The sequence below is a fragment of the Paenibacillus sp. LPE1-1-1.1 genome (assembly GCF_040676435.1).
Lineage (GTDB): Bacteria > Bacillota > Bacilli > Paenibacillales > Paenibacillaceae > Pristimantibacillus.
This window is the reverse complement of the sequence record NZ_JBEGHY010000001.1, coordinates 1-17,580: the sequence shown is the minus strand read 5'-3', so window position 1 is coordinate 17,580 and position 17,580 is coordinate 1. Positions and strand designations below refer to the sequence as shown.

At 44.6% G+C, this 17,580-nt stretch carries 18 protein-coding genes and 1 pseudogene; 14 read left to right on the top strand and 5 right to left on the bottom strand.

The window, feature by feature from the left end; translation table 11 throughout:
* The first annotated feature begins 70 nt into the window (after positions 1-70).
* A complete protein-coding gene (locus MRBLPE1_RS00095) occupies positions 71-628 on the top strand; it encodes a DUF4240 domain-containing protein (protein WP_364139975.1) in 558 nt (185 codons plus the stop codon).
* A gap of 397 nt (positions 629-1,025) precedes the next feature.
* Here MRBLPE1_RS00095 and MRBLPE1_RS00090 read toward each other — a convergent pair whose 3' ends face one another.
* Positions 1,026-1,325, bottom strand: coding sequence for a putative quinol monooxygenase (locus MRBLPE1_RS00090; protein ID WP_364139972.1), 300 nt, complete (start codon positions 1,323-1,325; stop codon positions 1,026-1,028).
* A 96-nt stretch (positions 1,326-1,421) separates the two neighbouring features.
* On the bottom strand, positions 1,422-2,432 hold the full coding sequence (locus MRBLPE1_RS00085; RefSeq protein ID WP_364139969.1) for an NADP-dependent oxidoreductase: 1,011 nt from the start codon (positions 2,430-2,432) through the stop codon (positions 1,422-1,424).
* A 119-nt stretch (positions 2,433-2,551) separates the two neighbouring features.
* On the opposite strand from MRBLPE1_RS00085, the gene MRBLPE1_RS00080 reads away from it, so the two are divergent.
* Together MRBLPE1_RS00080 and MRBLPE1_RS00075 are read left to right on the top strand one after the other, a co-directional pair.
* Positions 2,552-3,121, top strand: coding sequence for a TetR/AcrR family transcriptional regulator (locus tag MRBLPE1_RS00080; RefSeq protein ID WP_308999669.1), 570 nt, complete (start codon positions 2,552-2,554; stop codon positions 3,119-3,121).
* A 167-nt stretch (positions 3,122-3,288) separates the two neighbouring features.
* Positions 3,289-3,657: a hypothetical protein gene (locus MRBLPE1_RS00075; protein WP_364139967.1), complete on the top strand. Its 369-nt coding sequence runs from the start codon at positions 3,289-3,291 to the stop codon at positions 3,655-3,657.
* 61 nt (positions 3,658-3,718) lie between these two features.
* On the opposite strand, the gene MRBLPE1_RS00070 is transcribed toward MRBLPE1_RS00075, so the two are convergent.
* Positions 3,719-4,270: a TetR/AcrR family transcriptional regulator gene (locus MRBLPE1_RS00070; RefSeq protein WP_187768218.1), complete on the bottom strand. Its 552-nt coding sequence runs from the start codon at positions 4,268-4,270 to the stop codon at positions 3,719-3,721.
* Positions 4,271-4,434: 164 nt separating this feature from the next.
* On the opposite strand from MRBLPE1_RS00070, the gene MRBLPE1_RS00065 reads away from it, so the two are divergent.
* A complete protein-coding gene (locus MRBLPE1_RS00065) occupies positions 4,435-5,361 on the top strand; it encodes a ketopantoate reductase family protein (protein WP_364139964.1) in 927 nt (308 codons plus the stop codon).
* Between the two features lie 327 nt (positions 5,362-5,688).
* Positions 5,689-6,012 carry a substrate-binding domain-containing protein gene (locus tag MRBLPE1_RS00060; RefSeq protein ID WP_364139961.1) on the top strand — a complete coding sequence of 108 codons (324 nt, stop codon included), beginning with the start codon at positions 5,689-5,691 and terminating at the stop codon, positions 6,010-6,012.
* Between the two features lie 146 nt (positions 6,013-6,158).
* On the opposite strand, the gene MRBLPE1_RS00055 is transcribed toward MRBLPE1_RS00060, so the two are convergent.
* A complete protein-coding gene (locus tag MRBLPE1_RS00055; RefSeq protein ID WP_364139958.1) occupies positions 6,159-9,782 on the bottom strand; it encodes an S-layer homology domain-containing protein in 3,624 nt (1,207 codons plus the stop codon).
* Between the two features lie 194 nt (positions 9,783-9,976).
* Here MRBLPE1_RS00055 and MRBLPE1_RS00050 point away from each other — a divergent pair.
* The 9 genes and pseudogenes from MRBLPE1_RS00050 to MRBLPE1_RS00010 all read left to right on the top strand — a co-directional run.
* A pseudogene (locus MRBLPE1_RS00050) lies at positions 9,977-10,183 on the top strand (ABC transporter ATP-binding protein); the annotation flags it as partial.
* Between the two features lie 806 nt (positions 10,184-10,989).
* Complete coding sequence (locus MRBLPE1_RS00045) at positions 10,990-11,160, top strand: DUF4926 domain-containing protein (RefSeq protein ID WP_364144388.1); 171 nt, start codon at positions 10,990-10,992, stop codon at positions 11,158-11,160.
* Between the two features lie 154 nt (positions 11,161-11,314).
* Positions 11,315-11,623, top strand: coding sequence for a hypothetical protein (locus MRBLPE1_RS00040; protein ID WP_364139955.1), 309 nt, complete (start codon positions 11,315-11,317; stop codon positions 11,621-11,623).
* Between the two features lie 242 nt (positions 11,624-11,865).
* A complete protein-coding gene (locus MRBLPE1_RS00035; protein WP_364139953.1) occupies positions 11,866-12,423 on the top strand; it encodes a recombinase family protein in 558 nt (185 codons plus the stop codon).
* A gap of 296 nt (positions 12,424-12,719) precedes the next feature.
* A complete protein-coding gene (locus tag MRBLPE1_RS00030; protein ID WP_364139950.1) occupies positions 12,720-13,265 on the top strand; it encodes a transcriptional regulator in 546 nt (181 codons plus the stop codon).
* A gap of 184 nt (positions 13,266-13,449) precedes the next feature.
* On the top strand, positions 13,450-14,316 hold the full coding sequence (locus MRBLPE1_RS00025; protein ID WP_364139947.1) for an NAD(P)-dependent oxidoreductase: 867 nt from the start codon (positions 13,450-13,452) through the stop codon (positions 14,314-14,316).
* Positions 14,317-14,938: 622 nt separating this feature from the next.
* Entirely contained in the window at positions 14,939-15,610 is a 672-nt protein-coding gene (locus MRBLPE1_RS00020) for a hypothetical protein (RefSeq protein WP_364139945.1), read from the top strand.
* 181 nt (positions 15,611-15,791) lie between these two features.
* Complete coding sequence (locus tag MRBLPE1_RS00015; RefSeq protein WP_364139942.1) at positions 15,792-16,286, top strand: NUDIX domain-containing protein; 495 nt, start codon at positions 15,792-15,794, stop codon at positions 16,284-16,286.
* 100 nt (positions 16,287-16,386) lie between these two features.
* Positions 16,387-16,911 (top strand): AAA family ATPase, encoded by a 525-nt coding sequence (locus tag MRBLPE1_RS00010; RefSeq protein ID WP_364139939.1) that lies wholly within the window; start codon positions 16,387-16,389, stop codon positions 16,909-16,911.
* A gap of 227 nt (positions 16,912-17,138) precedes the next feature.
* On the opposite strand, the gene MRBLPE1_RS00005 is transcribed toward MRBLPE1_RS00010, so the two are convergent.
* Positions 17,139-17,580: IS3 family transposase (locus tag MRBLPE1_RS00005; RefSeq protein ID WP_364139937.1), on the bottom strand; the 442-nt coding region annotated here is incomplete at its 5' end.

Here is a 17,580-nt window from a genome sequence, read left to right as displayed (position 1 = left end):
ACTTCGTGAATATCACGGTAAAAGAAATCTCCGCAATGAAAATAATAAAAACCAAAGGAGAACAGTACCTATGACGAATAAATATTTTTGGGAAATGATAGATAATTCAAAAAAGAACGGTGCAGAACAAGTAGAATGGTTAACCCAAGAATTAGTAAAGAAAAGAACAGAAGAGGTCATTGAATTCGAAATTGAGTTTAGAAATAAGTTGAAACAATCTTATACATCGTCATTATGGGGCGCAGCTTTTGTAATAATGGGAGGATGTTCAGACGATGGATTTGATTACTTCAGAGGCTGGCTTATTTCTCGTGGAGAAGAAATTTTCAATCAGGGAGTAAATAATCCTGAATTTCTAGCTGAATATTTCACTGAAGATAATTTACAAGAAGATGAATTTGCGCCTCAGTTGGAAGAGATTTTATCAGCGGCTTCAGATGCGTACACATATCAAAAAACAGGATCTTTTGAATATAACGATGATATTAATACAGAATTTTTAAATGAATTAGAAGCACTAGGTTATAAATTTGAACCCATTGATATTGAATTTGATTGGGAGGAAGAAGACCTAGAGGAAAGGTACCCTTTATTATGGGATAAGTTTGGAGTAGACCCACTGACTTAGGAATTTTCGATAATTATCAGATAAAGAACCTGCAATTAACGAAACTAACAGCGACGGAAACGGATGTAATAAATATTTCACCTGAAAGAATTCTAGAACACTTAAGATAATAATTTTGTACAAGTTGCTGGCAAGTACCTTCTCTTGATGTAAGGGGAAGGTAACCAAACAATCTTACGCTAACGGGAGACGATAGTTGAACAATCATGGAGCAGATTGCTGCGGCAGCTGCTCCTTTCTTCGTTAAGCTAACGGGCAGTTATGCTCAGTGATCCGAGCTGATACTTTAGATCAATATAAGCAGAAGGATCCGCCGCGGCGGATCCATTTAACTCATGCTGCAAGAGTAGCCCTGTTCTGTGAGAAAAAGGGGAATCCCCGGTCTACTCGACCTCTTTTACTCCATAAACGAGCGCTCGTTTGAGATATCATATTTTTGAATGTCCATTCTCATCCTGTTTTCCCACTTCATTAAAAACGGCGCCGATTCATGTCTTTCAACATGAGCGGTCAGCGATTCTTGATCTTCCCACCGCTGAACAGTCAGCATGCGTCCGGCGCGTGCATCCTCCAAAGTAAAGGCATAAAAGCGGCATCCAGTTTCAGTTCGCGTGCTGGAAACGACGTCCTGAACGTCTGCAGTGAACTCATTTACGTCAGACGGATTTAGATGTACGTAACCCATGAGTAGAATCATTGATGTTCATCCTTTTTTCTTGAATTAAGCATGCAAAATTTCTTCAAAGCTAATCGCGATATACAAGGAGTGCGAAAATCATTCGAGCTATCGTCCTTACTCCACCGTGAGTACGATCTTGCCTTGAATGTGCCCACCGGCGGCTCGTTCATGCGCCTTGCGAGCATCGGCAAGTGGAAACATGCTGTCGATGGCGACGCGAACCGTCCCGGCATCGAGTAAGCGCCCTAATTCCGCCAGCTGTGGGCCGTTTGAGCGCACTTGGGTCATTGATACCGTGACGCCCAGCTTTGCGGCCTCCTCGGCGTCGGAGAAGCCTAAGAACACTGGGAACAAAGCGCCGCCACGCTTGAGCGTACGTAAGAAACGACCGGTGGTGGGACCGCCGAGGGTATCGAGGACGAGATCAACGTCATGAGCGATGTCCTCGGGAGGGCTCTTGGTGTAGTCGATGAATTCGTCGGCACCGAGCTCGCGCAGGAACGACTCATGCTTGCCCGATGCCACCGCGATGACGTGCGCACCCTTCCATTTAGCCAGTTGCACCGCTAAGTGCCCCACGCCGCCCGCGGCACCATTGACGAGTACTGTCTTGCCGCTCAGCTGCACTGGGCGATGCGACTCCGGTTGAAGCGGATTCGCTTCACTGTGCCCCAGCTCGATCAGGAACTGCCACGCGGTGAGGCCTGCCATCGGCGCCCCTGCGGCGTGCATATGATCGATGCCTGCCGGCTTGAGTGCAAGGTCCGACGCTGGCGCGGCGACGTACTCTGCATAAGCAGCGCTCTCCCCAAAGCTAGGAAAGCGAACCATGCCGAAAACTTCATCGCCGACGGAGAAGCCCTGCACATCCGTGGCTACCGCCTCGACGACGCCCGACACGTCCGACCCCAGAATGACGGGAAAGGGCACCGGCGGCCGCCACTCAGGAGGAAGATCCTTATACCCCTCGCGCAGGTACCAGTCGGGGGGATTGATGCCAACCGCGTGAACGCGGACAAGCACCTCACCTGGCTTCAGTTCGGGAATCGGCGCCTCCTCGTAACGCAGTACCTCAGGACCGCCGAATTCATGCAGACGAATTGCTTTCATTGTATTTATAGACATCTTACTTTCTCCTTTCATGCAGATGAGTTATACTTACCAGAGCGGTGCTCCGTTTAATCGGATCACTGTTCCGTTTACGATTATACGGAGCACCGCTCCGCTTGTCAAGGAGGTCTCTTATGAGAGCTGATGCTATGAAAAACTATGAGCACATACTCGCAGTCGCGAACGTCGTTATAACCGAGCATGGCGTCGATGCATCACTGCGCGAGATCGCTCGCAGAGCTGGTGTCGGACTAGGCACGCTTTATCGTCATTTCCCGACGAGAGAGGCGCTGCTCGAAGCTTTGCTCCGCGCAAGCTTCGACGAGTTTACGACAAAGGCACGTATGCTCGAAACTGCAAGTTCACCCGAAGATGCGCTCGTGTCGTGGTTACGCGAAATCGTTGAATTCACGAGCAACTATCAAGGTGTTGTGGACGTGATGATGGCAGCCAAAGAGGACCCGGAGTCCGCGCTCCACGCTTCATGCATGACGATGCGCACAGCAGGCACGCAGCTTCTCGCTCGTGCCCAGGCAGAAGGTTTGGCGCGTACCGACATGGATGGTGATGATCTGTTCTCGTTAGCTGCTGCGCTTGCGTGGCTCAGCAACCAACCGTCGTCCGCGCCAAGGGCTGACTATCTCTTCAATATTATTGCGAGCGCGATCCTGACGAATCGAGCGAGCAGCGATTTCGGGGTTTAAATTAATTCGTACTGCTCTAATAGGGGACTGTGGCACAACACAAAATATTGAACTAACGGGTAACTATAGCTCAATAAACATTAAGACAAGGCTGCCGTTTGAAACGGCAGCCTTTGTTAAGTTCGTGAGAAAATTGTAGTTTTGAAATTGGAAAGGTGGCATCAATTATGCAGAAGCTTAAGCTTGGGCTGTGCTTACTGGTCGTTGCCTTATTTTTAACAGGTTGCGTCCCAAACAAAACTGATGTTCTTGAAAAGTTAGTTTCAAAAGAAGAAAATAAACTCCATATGCAGATTTTCTCGGATTCACCTGACTGGGATTTTGAAGTAAATAAAGTACATAATTCTGAACCAACTCTTCTTAAATATATTCAACAAGCAACCATTCATACAGAGGACGATAAGTTGAAGTGGTTAAAGATATTAGGGCTAGAAGAGAAACGCCAAGTTATCCTTATTTTTGATACTGAAAAAATGGTTTATCACACAAATGACCCAGAACAACTGAGGGAATTTGCGAAAACTCTGGATAAGTAATGGTTAAGCTAACGGGCAGTTAGTTGCAACGACGAGGTTATACTTGGATTAGTAATTAAGTTCACCATAGCTGCAGCCGTGCTTCCAGTATCTTAGTCATCTGTTCGACCATCTCTTCTGGCGTATACGGCATGGATTCGACGATCCACCATTCAATCAAACCCGTAACGGAAATGGATAAGAATTGCGCCATCACATCTCGATGGATACCCGTTTCCAGATTCATGTAGTTCACCACCACGGTAATATTTCCCTTAATGAACTGTGTCATACGATGTCTGAAAGTTGGAATGCCTTTGTTGGTCATCAACACGCGGTAGATCGATGCATGCTCCTTCAGATACGTGAACGCACGAATCAGCAGCTCCCGGGATAGTTCAGTGGCTACTCCTTCCTCCTGTAAACAGCTGTCAACAAGCATCATCAGATACGTTTCCACGCTCTGTTCCAGCAGGTCATATTTGTCTGTGAAATGCAAATAGATTGTTCCGCGGTTGACATTGGCCCGATCCGCAATCCCTTGAATGGTGATCTTCTCAAAATCCTGCTCCTCCAACAACTCGATGAACGCTTGCATAATCATTTGTCTTGATCGCTCGATGCGTCGATCCATGTTTTTTCCCTCTTTCTTGAACATATCCAGCTTTCGTTGTTCATTTCTCAACAAAAGCAGTTACGATTAGCCATTGCGCTTGCTTTAGTTCCAATGATACCTTGATTGTAGTACACAGGTGTTATATATTCAACATCTGTTAATTGCATGGGGAGGGGACTATATTGAACATACTTGTGTACGGTGCAGGTGTGCAGGGAAGCTATCTGGCACATGTTCTGGTAAAGGGCGGTCATGACGTGACTGTGTTGGCAAGAGGAAAGCGAGCGGAGGAACTGGAAAAGGAGGGACTGGTCATTCGGCATTACCTTCAGCGCAAGACAACTGTCGATCGGGTTCGTGTAATTCGTAGACTCGAGTCAGGTGACGCGTATGACTTGATCTTCGTCATGATGAAATATTCAGACTTCGGGGCTGTGCTACCGATCCTCGCAGAAAACGTTAGCCGTCATATTGTAATGGTAGGCAATAATATGGATACCTACGCCATGCAGGACTATTTGAGTAAACATGGACAGTCGCCCAAACAGGTCGCTTTTGGATTCCAAGCTACCGCAGGTACACGTACCGACGGACGAGTCATTTGCATCCGTGGCGGCCACGGGCAGATGGTCATCGGGGGACTGAACAGCCCCATTCCGTTCCGCTCCCTGCTGGAGCAGGCATTCAAACGAACCAAGTACAAGCTCAACTATCATGATCAGATCGATGCCTGGCTAAAAAATCACATGGTGTTAGTCGTGCCCATGAACATGGTCATTCTGTTCCATGGCTTCCAAATGAAACAGGTTGTTCGTGACGACAAGAGATTGCGTCAGTTGGTGGCGGCGATGGGGGAGGGCCTTCACGTACTGGATTCATTGGGTTACCCGCTGACCCCGGTGGGTCAAGCATCTTGGATTATCAGGTATCCACGCTTAGTTCGCTGGGCCCTAAAGCTTTTCTTCTTGCTCCCGATTAGTCGGTTGATTGATGGGACGGATGTGGAGCTTAATGCGTTGAATTACACATTCGCCGAGTTGAGGACCAGGTCGGATGTGCCTACGCCGAACTGGGATGCTTTGGAGGCGGAGCGGATTATCCAATCGTAGTTGCCGCGATATGCTGCCCCGCCATTGGAGGAGGAATCGAATAGATATAAGAAGTTAATTAGAAAAAATTCGTGATGCTCAAAGAAAAGAACTAAGTATACCGATTCAAAGTCAGTCCCTAAAAACACGATTGAACTAACGGGGAACGTTAGTTCAATAAACAGCGGCAGTTTTGGACTTAATATCTGAGTCCAAGGCTACCGCTGTTTCTATTTTTAAGCAGTCTAATCGATTTATTACTCGAGCATATCCCGCGACGATATGATTCCTCAGACAGCGCATGTGGAGTGTGTGGTAAGGATATATCGGGATTGAAGAAAATGGAATATGATAATGATTAATAGAGCCGTTATTAATACTGGAAACTATGAAGTTGTATTTGAAGATGATCAATTAAAAGCAACTAATCTGAAAACGGGTGAAGAATTTGGTCGCGTACCGGAGGACCTTTCGCTCGTTGGAATCGATGACAGCAGTCTCGCCGCGACCTGCGAGGTTCCGCTGACTTCCGTCAAGTATCCAAAGCAAAAACTCGGCAAAAAAGCCGCCGAGTTTTTGTTGAATATGATTCAAACCGATAGTCCGGGAAATGAGGGATTATTATACAGACCGTCATTGATAGCGCGTGCATCGACAGCGGCACCCAAGTGATAATGAAGCAGGCATAGACCAAAGCCCTATGCTACTGTCGTGTGTTTAGCAGCATCAGATCGGAGATTTTCTTTGTAAAATAGAAGGAGACCCTTCCGGTTGGATATTGTCCAGCCGGAAGGGTCCGCATTTTTCTGTTTACGCCTTTACTTAGCCAGATATTCGACGAACCTTACAAAGATAGTGGCTACTTCGGCGCGGGTGGCGGTGGCTTTGGGGTCAAAGAGGTTGTCCGGCTTGCCTAATACAATGCCGATGCCCCGCAGCGCCTGAACGGCCTCCAACGCCCATGAGCTGATCTCACTCTCGTCCGCGAAGGACTTAGATTGGCTTTCAGGTATCTCATAGCCCTTGTACTTCATGTAGTTGTACAGTATCACCAGCATCTGCTCGCGCGTCATCGGTGAATTGGGGTCAAACAGGTCTGCGTTTATACCGTTGACTATGCCGCTTTCGGCCGCCCACTCGACTGCCGCCGTGTACCACTGCCCGTCCGTCACGTCGCTAAAGCGGGAACTCGTGTAGCCGGAGCGGTTTACGTTCTCAAGATTGGCCAGTACCTGCACGAACATCGCGCGCGTCATTGAGGTGCCCGGTGAGTACGTCGTGGACGTCGTGCCGTTGAAAAGACCGTATGTGTAGGCGAAGTTTACGTAGCTGTAGAACCAGTCGTCCATGTTGACATCCCTGAAAGGATTGCCCGACATCACGAGGAAGCCCAGCGGGGTGTCGTCATCGAACACAAGCTCCGTACCCTCATGGATGTTCAGCGACATGCCGTTGTCTAAGCCGACACTCGCGCCGCCCGGTCCTACCATAACCGCGCCGCCGCTCTGTATCTTCGAGCCGCCGTGGATATCCACCTGGTTGCCGTTCGGCAGGTTCACATGCGCGTCTCCGCCGCCCACTGTGACCGTACCGTCGCCCGCTATCGTCGAGCCGCCCGGAATGGTCACTGTGCTGTTGCCGCCGGGTAGTGCCACTTCGGCGCTCTTGTCCGCCGGAATGGTCACCTTACCGTTTGAGTCTATAGTTGTGCCTTCGGGTACCTTAATCTTCGTCCCACCCTTGGTCGCAATCTCGCCGCCGCCGGGTAGGGTGGTGTTGCCGTTTTTGTCTGTGACCGCGGGCTTATCCTTAGGTGTATTCACTGTGTAGTTCGACTTCGACAATCCAGCGTCTGTCCCGGTGCCCGTATTGCCGCTGTTGCCACCAGAAGGATCGGGCACAATGGGAGTCGGCGTCTTCGTCGGCGTAGCCGTTGCACTGATCTCCGCGCCGTCGCCCTTCGCACTTACCGCAACGACCTTGAAGGTGTAGCCTTGGTCGTTTGTCAGGCCCATGAAGGTATATTTGGTCTCCGCCGCACCCAGTGTGACTGGCGTCACGTTGCCGTACCAGACCTTGTAACCCAATATCGCGCTGCCACCGTCGTCAGCCGGAGCAGTCCAGCTCAATGTGACCTGTCCGTCGCCCGCCGTCGCCTTGAAGCCGCCCGGAGCACCGGGCACGTCCGTTTTTCTCTGCGCGAACATCCAATCAAAGACGTCTGTGTAGTCATTGTTCCAAGCCGGCAAGTTAGAGGACTGCGCCGTGGGAGCTATGCTCCAAGTCCCCATAGTTATCTGGTTGTAAAGAACCGCAGCTTCAACCTCGTGCGCTACATAATCAGCCAGGACAGGTGTGTTGGCCAGATTCGGCCTCTGATTCGGCTGATCAAATTGATTGTAGGGCCACGTAAGAACCTCGTTGCTCTCAAAGCGCGAAGCCCTCGCATTGATCATTTTCGGCATATTGGTGTTTATGAAGTTAGTGAGGTTAGTCTGGTATACTCCAACGTTATGAGCATTTATAAACATCCAATAGGCCAGGTTGGTGTGAACGTCGTTGGCGTTCGCGTTCGGTGAGCCGCTTACCGGGGACATTGGTGCGGCGGCCGCGAAGAAGCCGGGGTAGGCGTTAACTAAGCTGTTCGTATACTGGCCGCCCCATGAGAAGCCCGCCGCGTAAATACGGTTAGGGTCTACTGCGCCGCTGGCAACCAGGTCGTCTATAACCTTCTTAACATTGGCTGTGGAGGGAGTAGATACGCCATCATAGGAAATATTCAGTATATGGCTGGCGTATTTTTCGGGATTTTCTTCTATTTTTTTCATTAGAGCGACCGAGCCGTTGGCGGATTTCATGGCTGCTTTTTGGTCTGTTGCAGCGTTTGTGCCGCCGCGTGATCTGCCGTGGGTATAGACATACAGCGGCAATCCTTGCAACACTTTACCATTTTCATCCTTGTGAAGGTAGAGCGCGCGATTGACCGAATTGCCCGTGGGTGTTGTAAACTTGTCAAGGATCGGATTCACAACTTTTTCCTGTTCAAAAACCACGTTGCGAAGCGGACTCCCTTCTGTCAGTACGATCTTGTCGTTTTGGACGATGTTGTAAACCTGCTTTGTCGAGTTACTGCTGCCATCCAGCGTTATATTGCCGCCGTTCTCTGAATAAAACTCAAACTCAACTACGATGTAACGGCCGCTTGCCAGTCCGTCCTGATAATCCGGTGAATTGCTTACCGTCCCCAGATAGCCGCGTACCTTTGGTTCGTCATTGGCGTATACCCTTGTGATCTTGCGCGTCCCTTCAAAGGTCACCGAGTCGCCGTTCAGGGTCGTGTTCCTAGCCGAGACGGTAAACAAGCCCGGATTAAGCTCGGAGCATAACGCAGCCTTCCCATCGCCTAAGTCAATGATGACAGCCGTCGTGTACTCGCCACGGGCGAAGTTGTCTTTCCATACGATAAAGGGAAGCAGCTCCGCGTCCGGATCGTTTTTGAATGTCACGTGAATTGTATGGTCAGCCTCAACATTTAAAAAGGTATAAGTGCCAGCGGATAGAGTCACGGCCTCGCCGTCTACCGTTACGGTATCCACAATTTTGCCGTGATCGGGGGTAAACGTAAATTCTTTGCTTGAGCCCTTATCTAGTCTCAGAACATCGCCGGGTGGGTTCGGCGTTATTTCACCGCCCGGTCCCGCCGTGGCGGTGATTGAGAATCTGGTGTCCACTTCATTGGCTAAAGAGAGCTGCAGGCTGTCTATAAATGAAACATCGCTGGAATAAGCCGCGTCCGGAACTCCGAAACAGGAAACGACTTCATAGCGGTCACTGCCCTTTTCCGTCGAGTTATTGATATAAACCTCAAAGGTAAGCTTGCCTTCCTGTAAGGTCAAGGTTCTTTTGGGTATTCTCATCTCCACGATATATCCTGTTTCCGTGATCTGGGTCCACGCAGCTCTGCCCGGAGCGGACTGCCCTGAAAACACGCCCGTCGCGCTGACACGCCATTGGTTTGAGCCTCCGGTTCCGGTGCCGACATAAAACTCCAGGCTGTCGTACTGGTGATCTCCGCCGGCTCCCTGATATAGATTGCTGTCCTCCACAACTACGCGGGCATACAGGTAGTTGTGGTCCCAAAGGATTCTGGCTGTGCCCGTGGCATGGGGTCTGGAGTCGCCGGGCACAGTGCTTTTGTTGATGAGATGCTCCATTGTCAGGGCCCACAGTGGGTCGTCTGACCCGAGTTCGGGAGTTCCGAAAATGGCGGTCGGCGTTTCATTCGCCTGCAAGCTTGTAAGAGTTGTAGAACTGAGGTCGCCATCAAGTGCTTCTGCGTACTCGATGTTGTCAGTGGCGGCGGCAAAGCTGGCAGGCATTAGCGACGCTACCATTACCAAGCAACAGAGGAACGCGAGCATTCTGCCAAATCGTTTTGACATAAATGAAAATCCTCCTTTTTTTTCGATCCGGTGCGCCCACGGCTTACCCGCATCGTATACGGACACATTGTCAATTTGACAAACGCCCAACTATATGATGTGGTATATTTACCAGGTTTTCAACCTGTCAAAATATAGAATCAATGGAAACGCTTGCACCGAGAAATCTTTAACAATAATCATGATTCAATTCAATCATTGACGATAAGACGATTCGAAAAATGAGTATACAAAAATTTAGAAAGATGATTTATGCTAGTCATTTTGATAGAGACTATTTAGAAACTGAACAAAAGAAAAAATCAGTTGAAACGAAAATAGAATTGGCTTTATAAGATACAGATTTTGTACTTGCAAAAGTATTGGTTAATGAGCTAGAAGAGCTGATTAAGTTGCTTTAAATCATAACCCTCTTTGTTGGTGGAAAAGTATCAACAAAAAAGACACTGGAATAGGATATCAGTGTCTTTTTTTGTATGAAAAATCATACAAACGATTGTACATATGACGCAACGTGGGCAAATTTGCGTTCTAAAACATGGGATTACTGGACCAATTGGATATTAAGCTAACGGGAAACTATAGCTTAACAATTACGAGGACGAGGCTGCCGGCACAGAACGGCAGCTACGTTGAGCTAACGGGAATCTACACCTCAATACACCATCAGGAAAGGCAACCATTATTATCGGCTGCCTTTCCACACTAACTGGCAGTTCAGTAATTCAAGGTCTTACAATGGGTATTAAAGGGATATCTATTGGATTTCGAGAATACTTCAAGAATGGGATAAAACAAAATGTTGGATTTTTTCAACAGGAGTCATCCTAAACAAAAGTATGTCTTAGGGGTGAGTATATGAATGAGTGTCCAAAATGTGGATGCCTTAACCTTTCAAAAGGAGTCCAAGTAGGGCATGCCAATATTTTGCCAAAGAACTTAAGTATATTTAATACTGGTTCCGAATTGATTCACGTATTCTGTTTAAAATGTGGTTTTATTGTGGAGAGTTATGTCAAAAAGCCTGAGAAATTTAGACCAAAATAATAGAACTATGTTCAAAAATATAGTATTTCAAGTTAAGCATTTTATGATAATCATTAAAGATGAGTTTTGTTGAGTTAGGTTATTAAGCCATCAGGAGACTTAAATTCAATTTTAATTGATGTGTTAACTGTGAGGTTTAAGTTGTTCGAGGTGGTGAAATATCACTCAAGAAAATCCTGAAGAAGGCATATATATAGGACATACAGCAACAATTGTCGAGGTTTATTCGTTGCCAACGGAAGGCTGCGAATTAGAATTTGTTAACCAAGACGGAACTACAAAAGCTCTTTTTCTGTTGGACCTAATGACATTGAACTTTGTGAATAGCTGACCGTGCGTTACGCTAACGGGTAACGATAGTACATACAAGGAGCAGCTTGCTATGGCAGCTGCTCCATTTCTTTATTAAGCTAACGGGAAGGTTAACGTAAGAAAATATAGAATTTATTAATCAAGAAAATCGTCCTACAAAAGGAGTGCAATCAATGAAGCTTTTCACTAAGGAAGTAAAAAAAATCGTATTTGGTGAATGCTTATTTCATTGCATAATTGACCAAACGCCTACAAATGAGTCAATAAGTTTTAAAATATATTCTTCAAAAACTAAAACTTCGCACTTCTTAATATTGTTTTCTTGGAAAGTTAATTGGTCCACCAACTTAAGTGAACCGAGTGTTTGTGCTCGCTTAATTAATTATGCAATAAATAATGGTTGGGATTATACAAAAGAAAAGAGAGTAATGAAAATTGAGCAAGGTGATTTTCTTGTTAATGAATTAAGATTGGAATCATAATTGATTAAGCTAACGGGACACGATAGTTGAATGAACGCAGCGTGAACCAGTTCGTTTCAGGGACTGGTTTTTTTCTGTACGGTGATCACCATATGGCTATAAAACAATCGTTTTTTAGACTTTTTGAACATGAACTAAAAATGCCCCAAACTGACCATTGTTTTAGTCTATTAATTCGTCTATTATTCAAGGTGCATTAAATGTATAAATCGAAGGTTTAATAGACAAAAGGGGATTGGGAAATGGCTAAAGTTGGATATGCGCGCGTTTCGACTTCCGATCAGTCCATGGATTTACAAATCGATTCTTTGAAGGCTTCCGGATGTGAACGTATTTTCGATGAAAAGGTCTCTGGAAAGAAAAGTGATCGACCTGAGTTAGCTCGTTGCTTGGAGTACTTGCGTTCCGGGGATACATTAGTCATCTGGAAATTGGATCGACTCGGTCGGACGACAAAGCAGTTAATCGAGCTTTCGCATGACCTTAAAGAAAGAGGAGTCAGTCTTAAGATCATCACTTTGGGAGTAGATACAAGCACACCAGCGGGCAAGCTTTTTTTCGCAATTATGGCTGGTTTAGCTGAAATGGAGGCAGAGACAATTCGAGAGAGAACCCAGGCCGGATTACAAGCCGCTAGGGCTCGAGGTAGAAAAGGAGGAAGACCGCCGTTGGATAAGAGCAAAGTTGAAATGGCGTTGCTTCTGTATGAGAGTCGGAGATATACCATAAAAGAAATAACAGAGCAGACCGGAGTATCTAAAGCAAAGTTATATCAAGTTCTCAAGAACAAAAAAACTTGAAACTGAAATTTCACTTACAGGTCTATGGAATTGAAGCGATCATTTTTTAATCAGATTCCTTTTTCCTGCGGGCCAATGGAGCAAGGACGATTTCTGCAGAAACGCGGGTCGGCAGCAGCGTTGCAACTAAGTGGCCATACTGGAGTCGTTGTTAAACTACAGGCAGGATAGTTTAATAACTCTCGTATAAATTGAATGAAATATGAGAAAAAGTGTAAAATAAGATAAAACTATTCTCGTTTGAAACTTTGTAGTTTAGAATTACAGACAGATGATTTATGTAAGGAGGAATTTCTATGAGTTCAACTATAGATGATAATAAGCTTCTAAAGCTTCTTGCAGTGTCCCTAGTGGATAGTCCTCGGGGTACTTTTAATGAACTTGCGAAATCGGTGGGAATAAGTAAAGCTACTTTACACAGATTTTGTGGCACTAGAGAAAATCTTGAAACACTACTAATAGATAAATCAAAAGAATCTATGGAGAATGTAATTTGCGTTGCAGAAAAAGAATATGATGATTATGTAAATGGAGTAAAACTATTAATTAAATCACATTACGAAGGCAAAGAGTTCTTAAGATATTCTTGCAGTTTTCAAAATTGTACAGATGATGAATATTGGAATACTTATGCTAAAGCTATTGATTCATTCTTCTTGAGAGCCCAAAGACAAGGGGTTTTTAGAAGTGACTTTTCTGTCTCTGTATTATCAGAACTTTTTTTGTCGGTAATTTTTGGAGTGATTGACAGCGAGAGAAGAGGTAGAGTAGCTTCAAGCTATATGTTAGAGACAATTGAACAGTTCTTTCTATACGGTGCATTAAATCCATTGCATGCATAACGAATTAGATTCAAACTAGTGATAACTCTAAAAAACTATTATTATAATCTTACAATTCCGAATCTCTTAGGCACTAAGATATTCGGTTTTCTCAATACCTGAATGAGACACATTTGACTCATTTGAGACAATTATGTATAGTGTTATGTGTAAGAGTGTTATGAACTATTTAGGAGGAATAATAATGAAAATAGCAATTATCGGTACAGGATTAATGGGATCGGCACTCGCAGAAGGCTTGATGAAAGCAGGACATGAAGTCATCATTTACAACAGAACAGCTTCTAGAACAGAGCCTCTTGTTGCATTAGGTGCAAAGGCAGTACTTACGCCAGCAGACGCAATTGTTACTGCTGATGCGAGCATTCTTGTACTATTAGATGGCGCAAGTGTTCGCGACTTACTTCTGAATGATATAACACTTGCAGCAGTAAAAGGAAAAAAACTCTTGAACACATCAACAACCAGCACTGACGAGATTCTTGAGTTTTCAAAGGAAGTTAAAGAACATGGGGGTAGTTTGGCTGAGGCGTCGATTTTGGTAGGCCCTGAAGAGCTTCGTACCGGACATGCTAATTTTTCGTTAGCTTGTGATGCCGATGATGAAACTTTTTGGACAGAGATTCTTTCAAGTATTGGGCCAACTTCAAAACGTGTTGGTGAAGTTGGAGTTGCTTCCAACGTAACAACAGCAATTGGATTAGTATGGGCATTTAATATGGTTTCTAGCGCATATGCAGCTGCAGCATTGCTAAAATTAAACATACCTAAAGAAGTAGGCATAAATGCGTTGAGTGCTATTATTCCAGACGCTGAGGTTGTTTTATCAAAACTTCTAGCTCGTGATTACGATATTTATCTTGCAAAAATTGATGATGTTAAAATCTCAATGGATAAAATGGTTAGAACTGCAGATTCACTAAATATACCATCGAAAATTCTTAATGATATTCGTGATCTATTTGTTGAAGCCTCCAAACGCGGTTTAGGTGAGAGAGACATTACTTCTCTCTTAGAAGTACTACTTGAACCAAATTTAAAAAATAACTAAACGCGCTTCCTATATTCGTACGGATAACGACTCTACTAACGCACTTTTACCCTATGTCCCTATAATTATTACGCTACCGGGAAACGTTAGTTCAGCGATCAAGGGAGCAGTTTGCCGCCGCGGCAGCTGCTCCTTCTGTCATTAAGCTAAAGGGCAGAATAGTTCCAATATGTGGTATATTGTAGTTAACTTTTCTAGGCAGAGGTGCTTATGACTCCTACAATAGAATCTATAGAAACTGGGTTAAAACTGTTTGTGTTTATAATAGCTATTTCACTATTCTTTAAGTTGGTAGGGTTCCTAGTCAAAAAATATCTAAGTGACTTCTTTCAAGGTTTTTCTAGAATAATAATAAAAATACTTAGGTCAATTCGAAGTAATAGATAACAAGGTCCGCTGTACTATTGAACTAACGGGGAACGTTAGTTCAATGAAGGACCCTATACAAACGAAGAAGGAGCTACTGCGGCAGCTCCTTCTTACATCTTCACAAAATATAATATTTGGTGCATATGTCTTGGCATTTAGCGTTCAGCTAGTGCAACTTTCCAACCATTGGAAACGTTTTGAAATAATCATCACCTTGGTGCGAAAGATATTTATTAAAGCAAGGAGAAAGATTATGAAAATGAAAATGGTATTGATAATAACTACTGTTGCATTTGCCCTTGGAGTCGGAGTTTATAATATCTTCCCTATGAAAACAACAATGCATCAATCAGGATTAATCCCTGCAAGCAGCAAAAAAGATTTGATTAATAATGCTTCCGTTATGATTAAAGGTACAGTCAAAGAAATGAAACCAAGTTTCTGGAGTAATCCAAACCTTGAGAAAGGTGAGGGCGTTCGAAACATCATTCAAACAGATGTCTTGGTAAATGTTGAAGATGTTTATAAGAATAAACCGTACAATGATGAAGTAGTAACTGTACGAATTGACAAAGGTACAGTTGGCGACACAACAATGGAATTTGAGGGTTATCCAGATTTTGAAGTTGGAGAGGAAGTTGTTCTTTTTCTGTCGGAGGATGATTCAGATGTAGCGAATCCGAATGAAGACTATTATGTTCTAACGGGCATGATCCAAGGTAAGTTTACGTTGAAGGGATCGCAAAATGGTGACAAAGTCTTTGTAAATGAGACTGCTGTTGACTCTACCTATGAAAATTCTTTTAAGCTTTCCACAATAAAGCAAGAAATCAAGAGCACTCTTGATGATCTTGAAAAGAATCCAATAAAGAAAATGACAAAAGAAGAAATTAAAGAACTAAATGAAAAAACATTAGGAAAATAAAGAATCAGTGAGACCCACAGCGATGCTGTGGGTCTCTTTCTGTGTTCAGACTTCTTCACAAAATAAGAAATTTAGTACATATGTAGCTGATAGGCGTTAAGCTAACGGGCAGTATAGCGTAATAAATGTTAAGGAATCAACCAATCTCTGTTATAATCTGGAAGGGTAAAGGAGGGAGAAGTTGAGAATTCGAACCGCAGCAAGGGCTATAATTATTAAAGATGAAAAATTACTTGTACTACGAAGAACTGGAGTTCAAGGGGAATTTTATGTTCTCCCTGGTGGTGGTCAAGAACATGGCGAAAGCATTCAAGAAACTTTGGTTAGGGAAGTACTTGAAGAAGTAAGTTTGGTGGTTGAAATTGAGGAACTTCTCTTTATAAATGAATTCATTGCTAAAAGAGATTCTCTTTTCCCTGATTTAGAACCCGATATCCACCAAATTGACTTTACATTTTTATGCAAGGTTATTTCGATAAATGAAGCAAAGGTTGGAGACACTCCTGACGTGCACCAGGTGGGCATTGCTTGGATTCCACTGAATGAAATAACCGATTATAAATTGCATCCCAATAATGATGTCAATTTTATACTTGGTGCACCTTCGAGAAACGCATTAACGAAATGGATAACAAATAAAGAAAGCGTAAGAACGCCTTCATTTATTGCTGGCTAAACTAACGGGTAACGAGAGTTGAACAAATGATTAGTGCGAGGCTGCCGGCATGAAAAGGCAGCTTCGTTACGAACGGGTAAAATATGGGGGAGGGGATTATATGAATTTCACCAAAAGATCAGTAACCGTCTATCTTATCTCTGGTCCACTTGGTGTAGGGAAATCAACCGTCTCCAAGACTCTGGCTAGTGCAATGAACCAATGTGTCTTGATTGAAGGTGATCTCCTTCTCCATGTCTACCGAGGGGAGACCGAACCGCCCTGGGAGGAACGACTTCGACTGGCATGGCTTAATATCGCTGCGGTGACGCGGAATTTTCTCCTGAACGGGCTAGACGTGGTTATCGATTTCGTCGTCGAAGATGAACTTCAATGGTTCTTTGACCAACTATCGGATCTCGAGGCGACGCTCCACTATGTTGTGCTGCACGCGGAACCGGACACACTTACCGCTCGACTCCATCAGCGAGGAGATGCGCAATATATCCACCGCTCGCTCTTCCTTCGGAACAAGTTGATGGCGTCACCGACTAATGAGCCATTCCTACTGGACACCGATGGTAAGAAGCCGGATGAACTTGCTGAAGAAATCATAAAAAATGCCAGATTTCGGATACAGGGTTAGAATTACTGGTACGCTTAATGCACTAGTAAAGGTCGAATCAGGGTTCATTCAATCCGTCAAAGGGTACTCCAAGTAAGCAAATTGTAGAATACATGTCTTTAAGTGCTTCTTTTTTCGTGGGGCGACCACGTAGGTCATTAAGCTAAAGGGAGACGATAGTTCAACCATTATTACACAGCGGCAGCCGGCCAAACGATGAAGTGACCCCTTAAAGTTAGACAATATTTTTATGCAACCTGTTGGGCATGAGTTCGGTATTGTACCGGGCTCATGCCTTTTAATTTTGACTTGATGCGTTTGTGATTATAGTAATCAATGTATCGTGCTAGTTCTTGCTTGAAGTGATCTACACTTTCAAACTCATTAAGATAAAGAAACTCTGACTTCATAATGCCGAAGAAGTTTTCCATTACTGCGTTATCGTAACAGTTTCCTTTGCGCGACATGCTTTGGGTAATTCCTTGTTTCTTCAACGCATGTTGATACTGCTTCATCTGATAGTGCCAGCCTTGATCCGAATGCAGGAGGAGTTCATCCTCGTCGGATAAGCGTTTAAAGGCCTGATTCAGCATTTCAGAGACTAAGGAGTATGTAGGACGAGACCCTACTGTGTAGGTGATAATTTCACCGTTAAACAAGTCCAGCACAGGTGATAAATACAGCTTTTCA

Coding starts and splice junctions, on each gene's coding strand:
- MRBLPE1_RS00095 (WP_364139975.1), top strand. CDS start 71: ATGACGAATAAATATTTTTGGGAAATGATAGATAATTCAAAAAAGAAC.
- MRBLPE1_RS00090 (WP_364139972.1), bottom strand. CDS start 1,325: ATGATTCTACTCATGGGTTACGTACATCTAAATCCGTCTGACGTAAAT.
- MRBLPE1_RS00085 (WP_364139969.1), bottom strand. CDS start 2,432: ATGTCTATAAATACAATGAAAGCAATTCGTCTGCATGAATTCGGCGGT.
- MRBLPE1_RS00080 (WP_308999669.1), top strand. CDS start 2,552: ATGAGAGCTGATGCTATGAAAAACTATGAGCACATACTCGCAGTCGCG.
- MRBLPE1_RS00075 (WP_364139967.1), top strand. CDS start 3,289: ATGCAGAAGCTTAAGCTTGGGCTGTGCTTACTGGTCGTTGCCTTATTT.
- MRBLPE1_RS00070 (WP_187768218.1), bottom strand. CDS start 4,270: ATGGATCGACGCATCGAGCGATCAAGACAAATGATTATGCAAGCGTTC.
- MRBLPE1_RS00060 (WP_364139961.1), top strand. CDS start 5,689: ATGATAATGATTAATAGAGCCGTTATTAATACTGGAAACTATGAAGTT.
- MRBLPE1_RS00055 (WP_364139958.1), bottom strand. CDS start 9,782: ATGTCAAAACGATTTGGCAGAATGCTCGCGTTCCTCTGTTGCTTGGTA.
- MRBLPE1_RS00040 (WP_364139955.1), top strand. CDS start 11,315: ATGAAGCTTTTCACTAAGGAAGTAAAAAAAATCGTATTTGGTGAATGC.
- MRBLPE1_RS00035 (WP_364139953.1), top strand. CDS start 11,866: ATGGCTAAAGTTGGATATGCGCGCGTTTCGACTTCCGATCAGTCCATG.
- MRBLPE1_RS00030 (WP_364139950.1), top strand. CDS start 12,720: ATGAGTTCAACTATAGATGATAATAAGCTTCTAAAGCTTCTTGCAGTG.
- MRBLPE1_RS00025 (WP_364139947.1), top strand. CDS start 13,450: ATGAAAATAGCAATTATCGGTACAGGATTAATGGGATCGGCACTCGCA.
- MRBLPE1_RS00020 (WP_364139945.1), top strand. CDS start 14,939: ATGAAAATGAAAATGGTATTGATAATAACTACTGTTGCATTTGCCCTT.
- MRBLPE1_RS00010 (WP_364139939.1), top strand. CDS start 16,387: ATGAATTTCACCAAAAGATCAGTAACCGTCTATCTTATCTCTGGTCCA.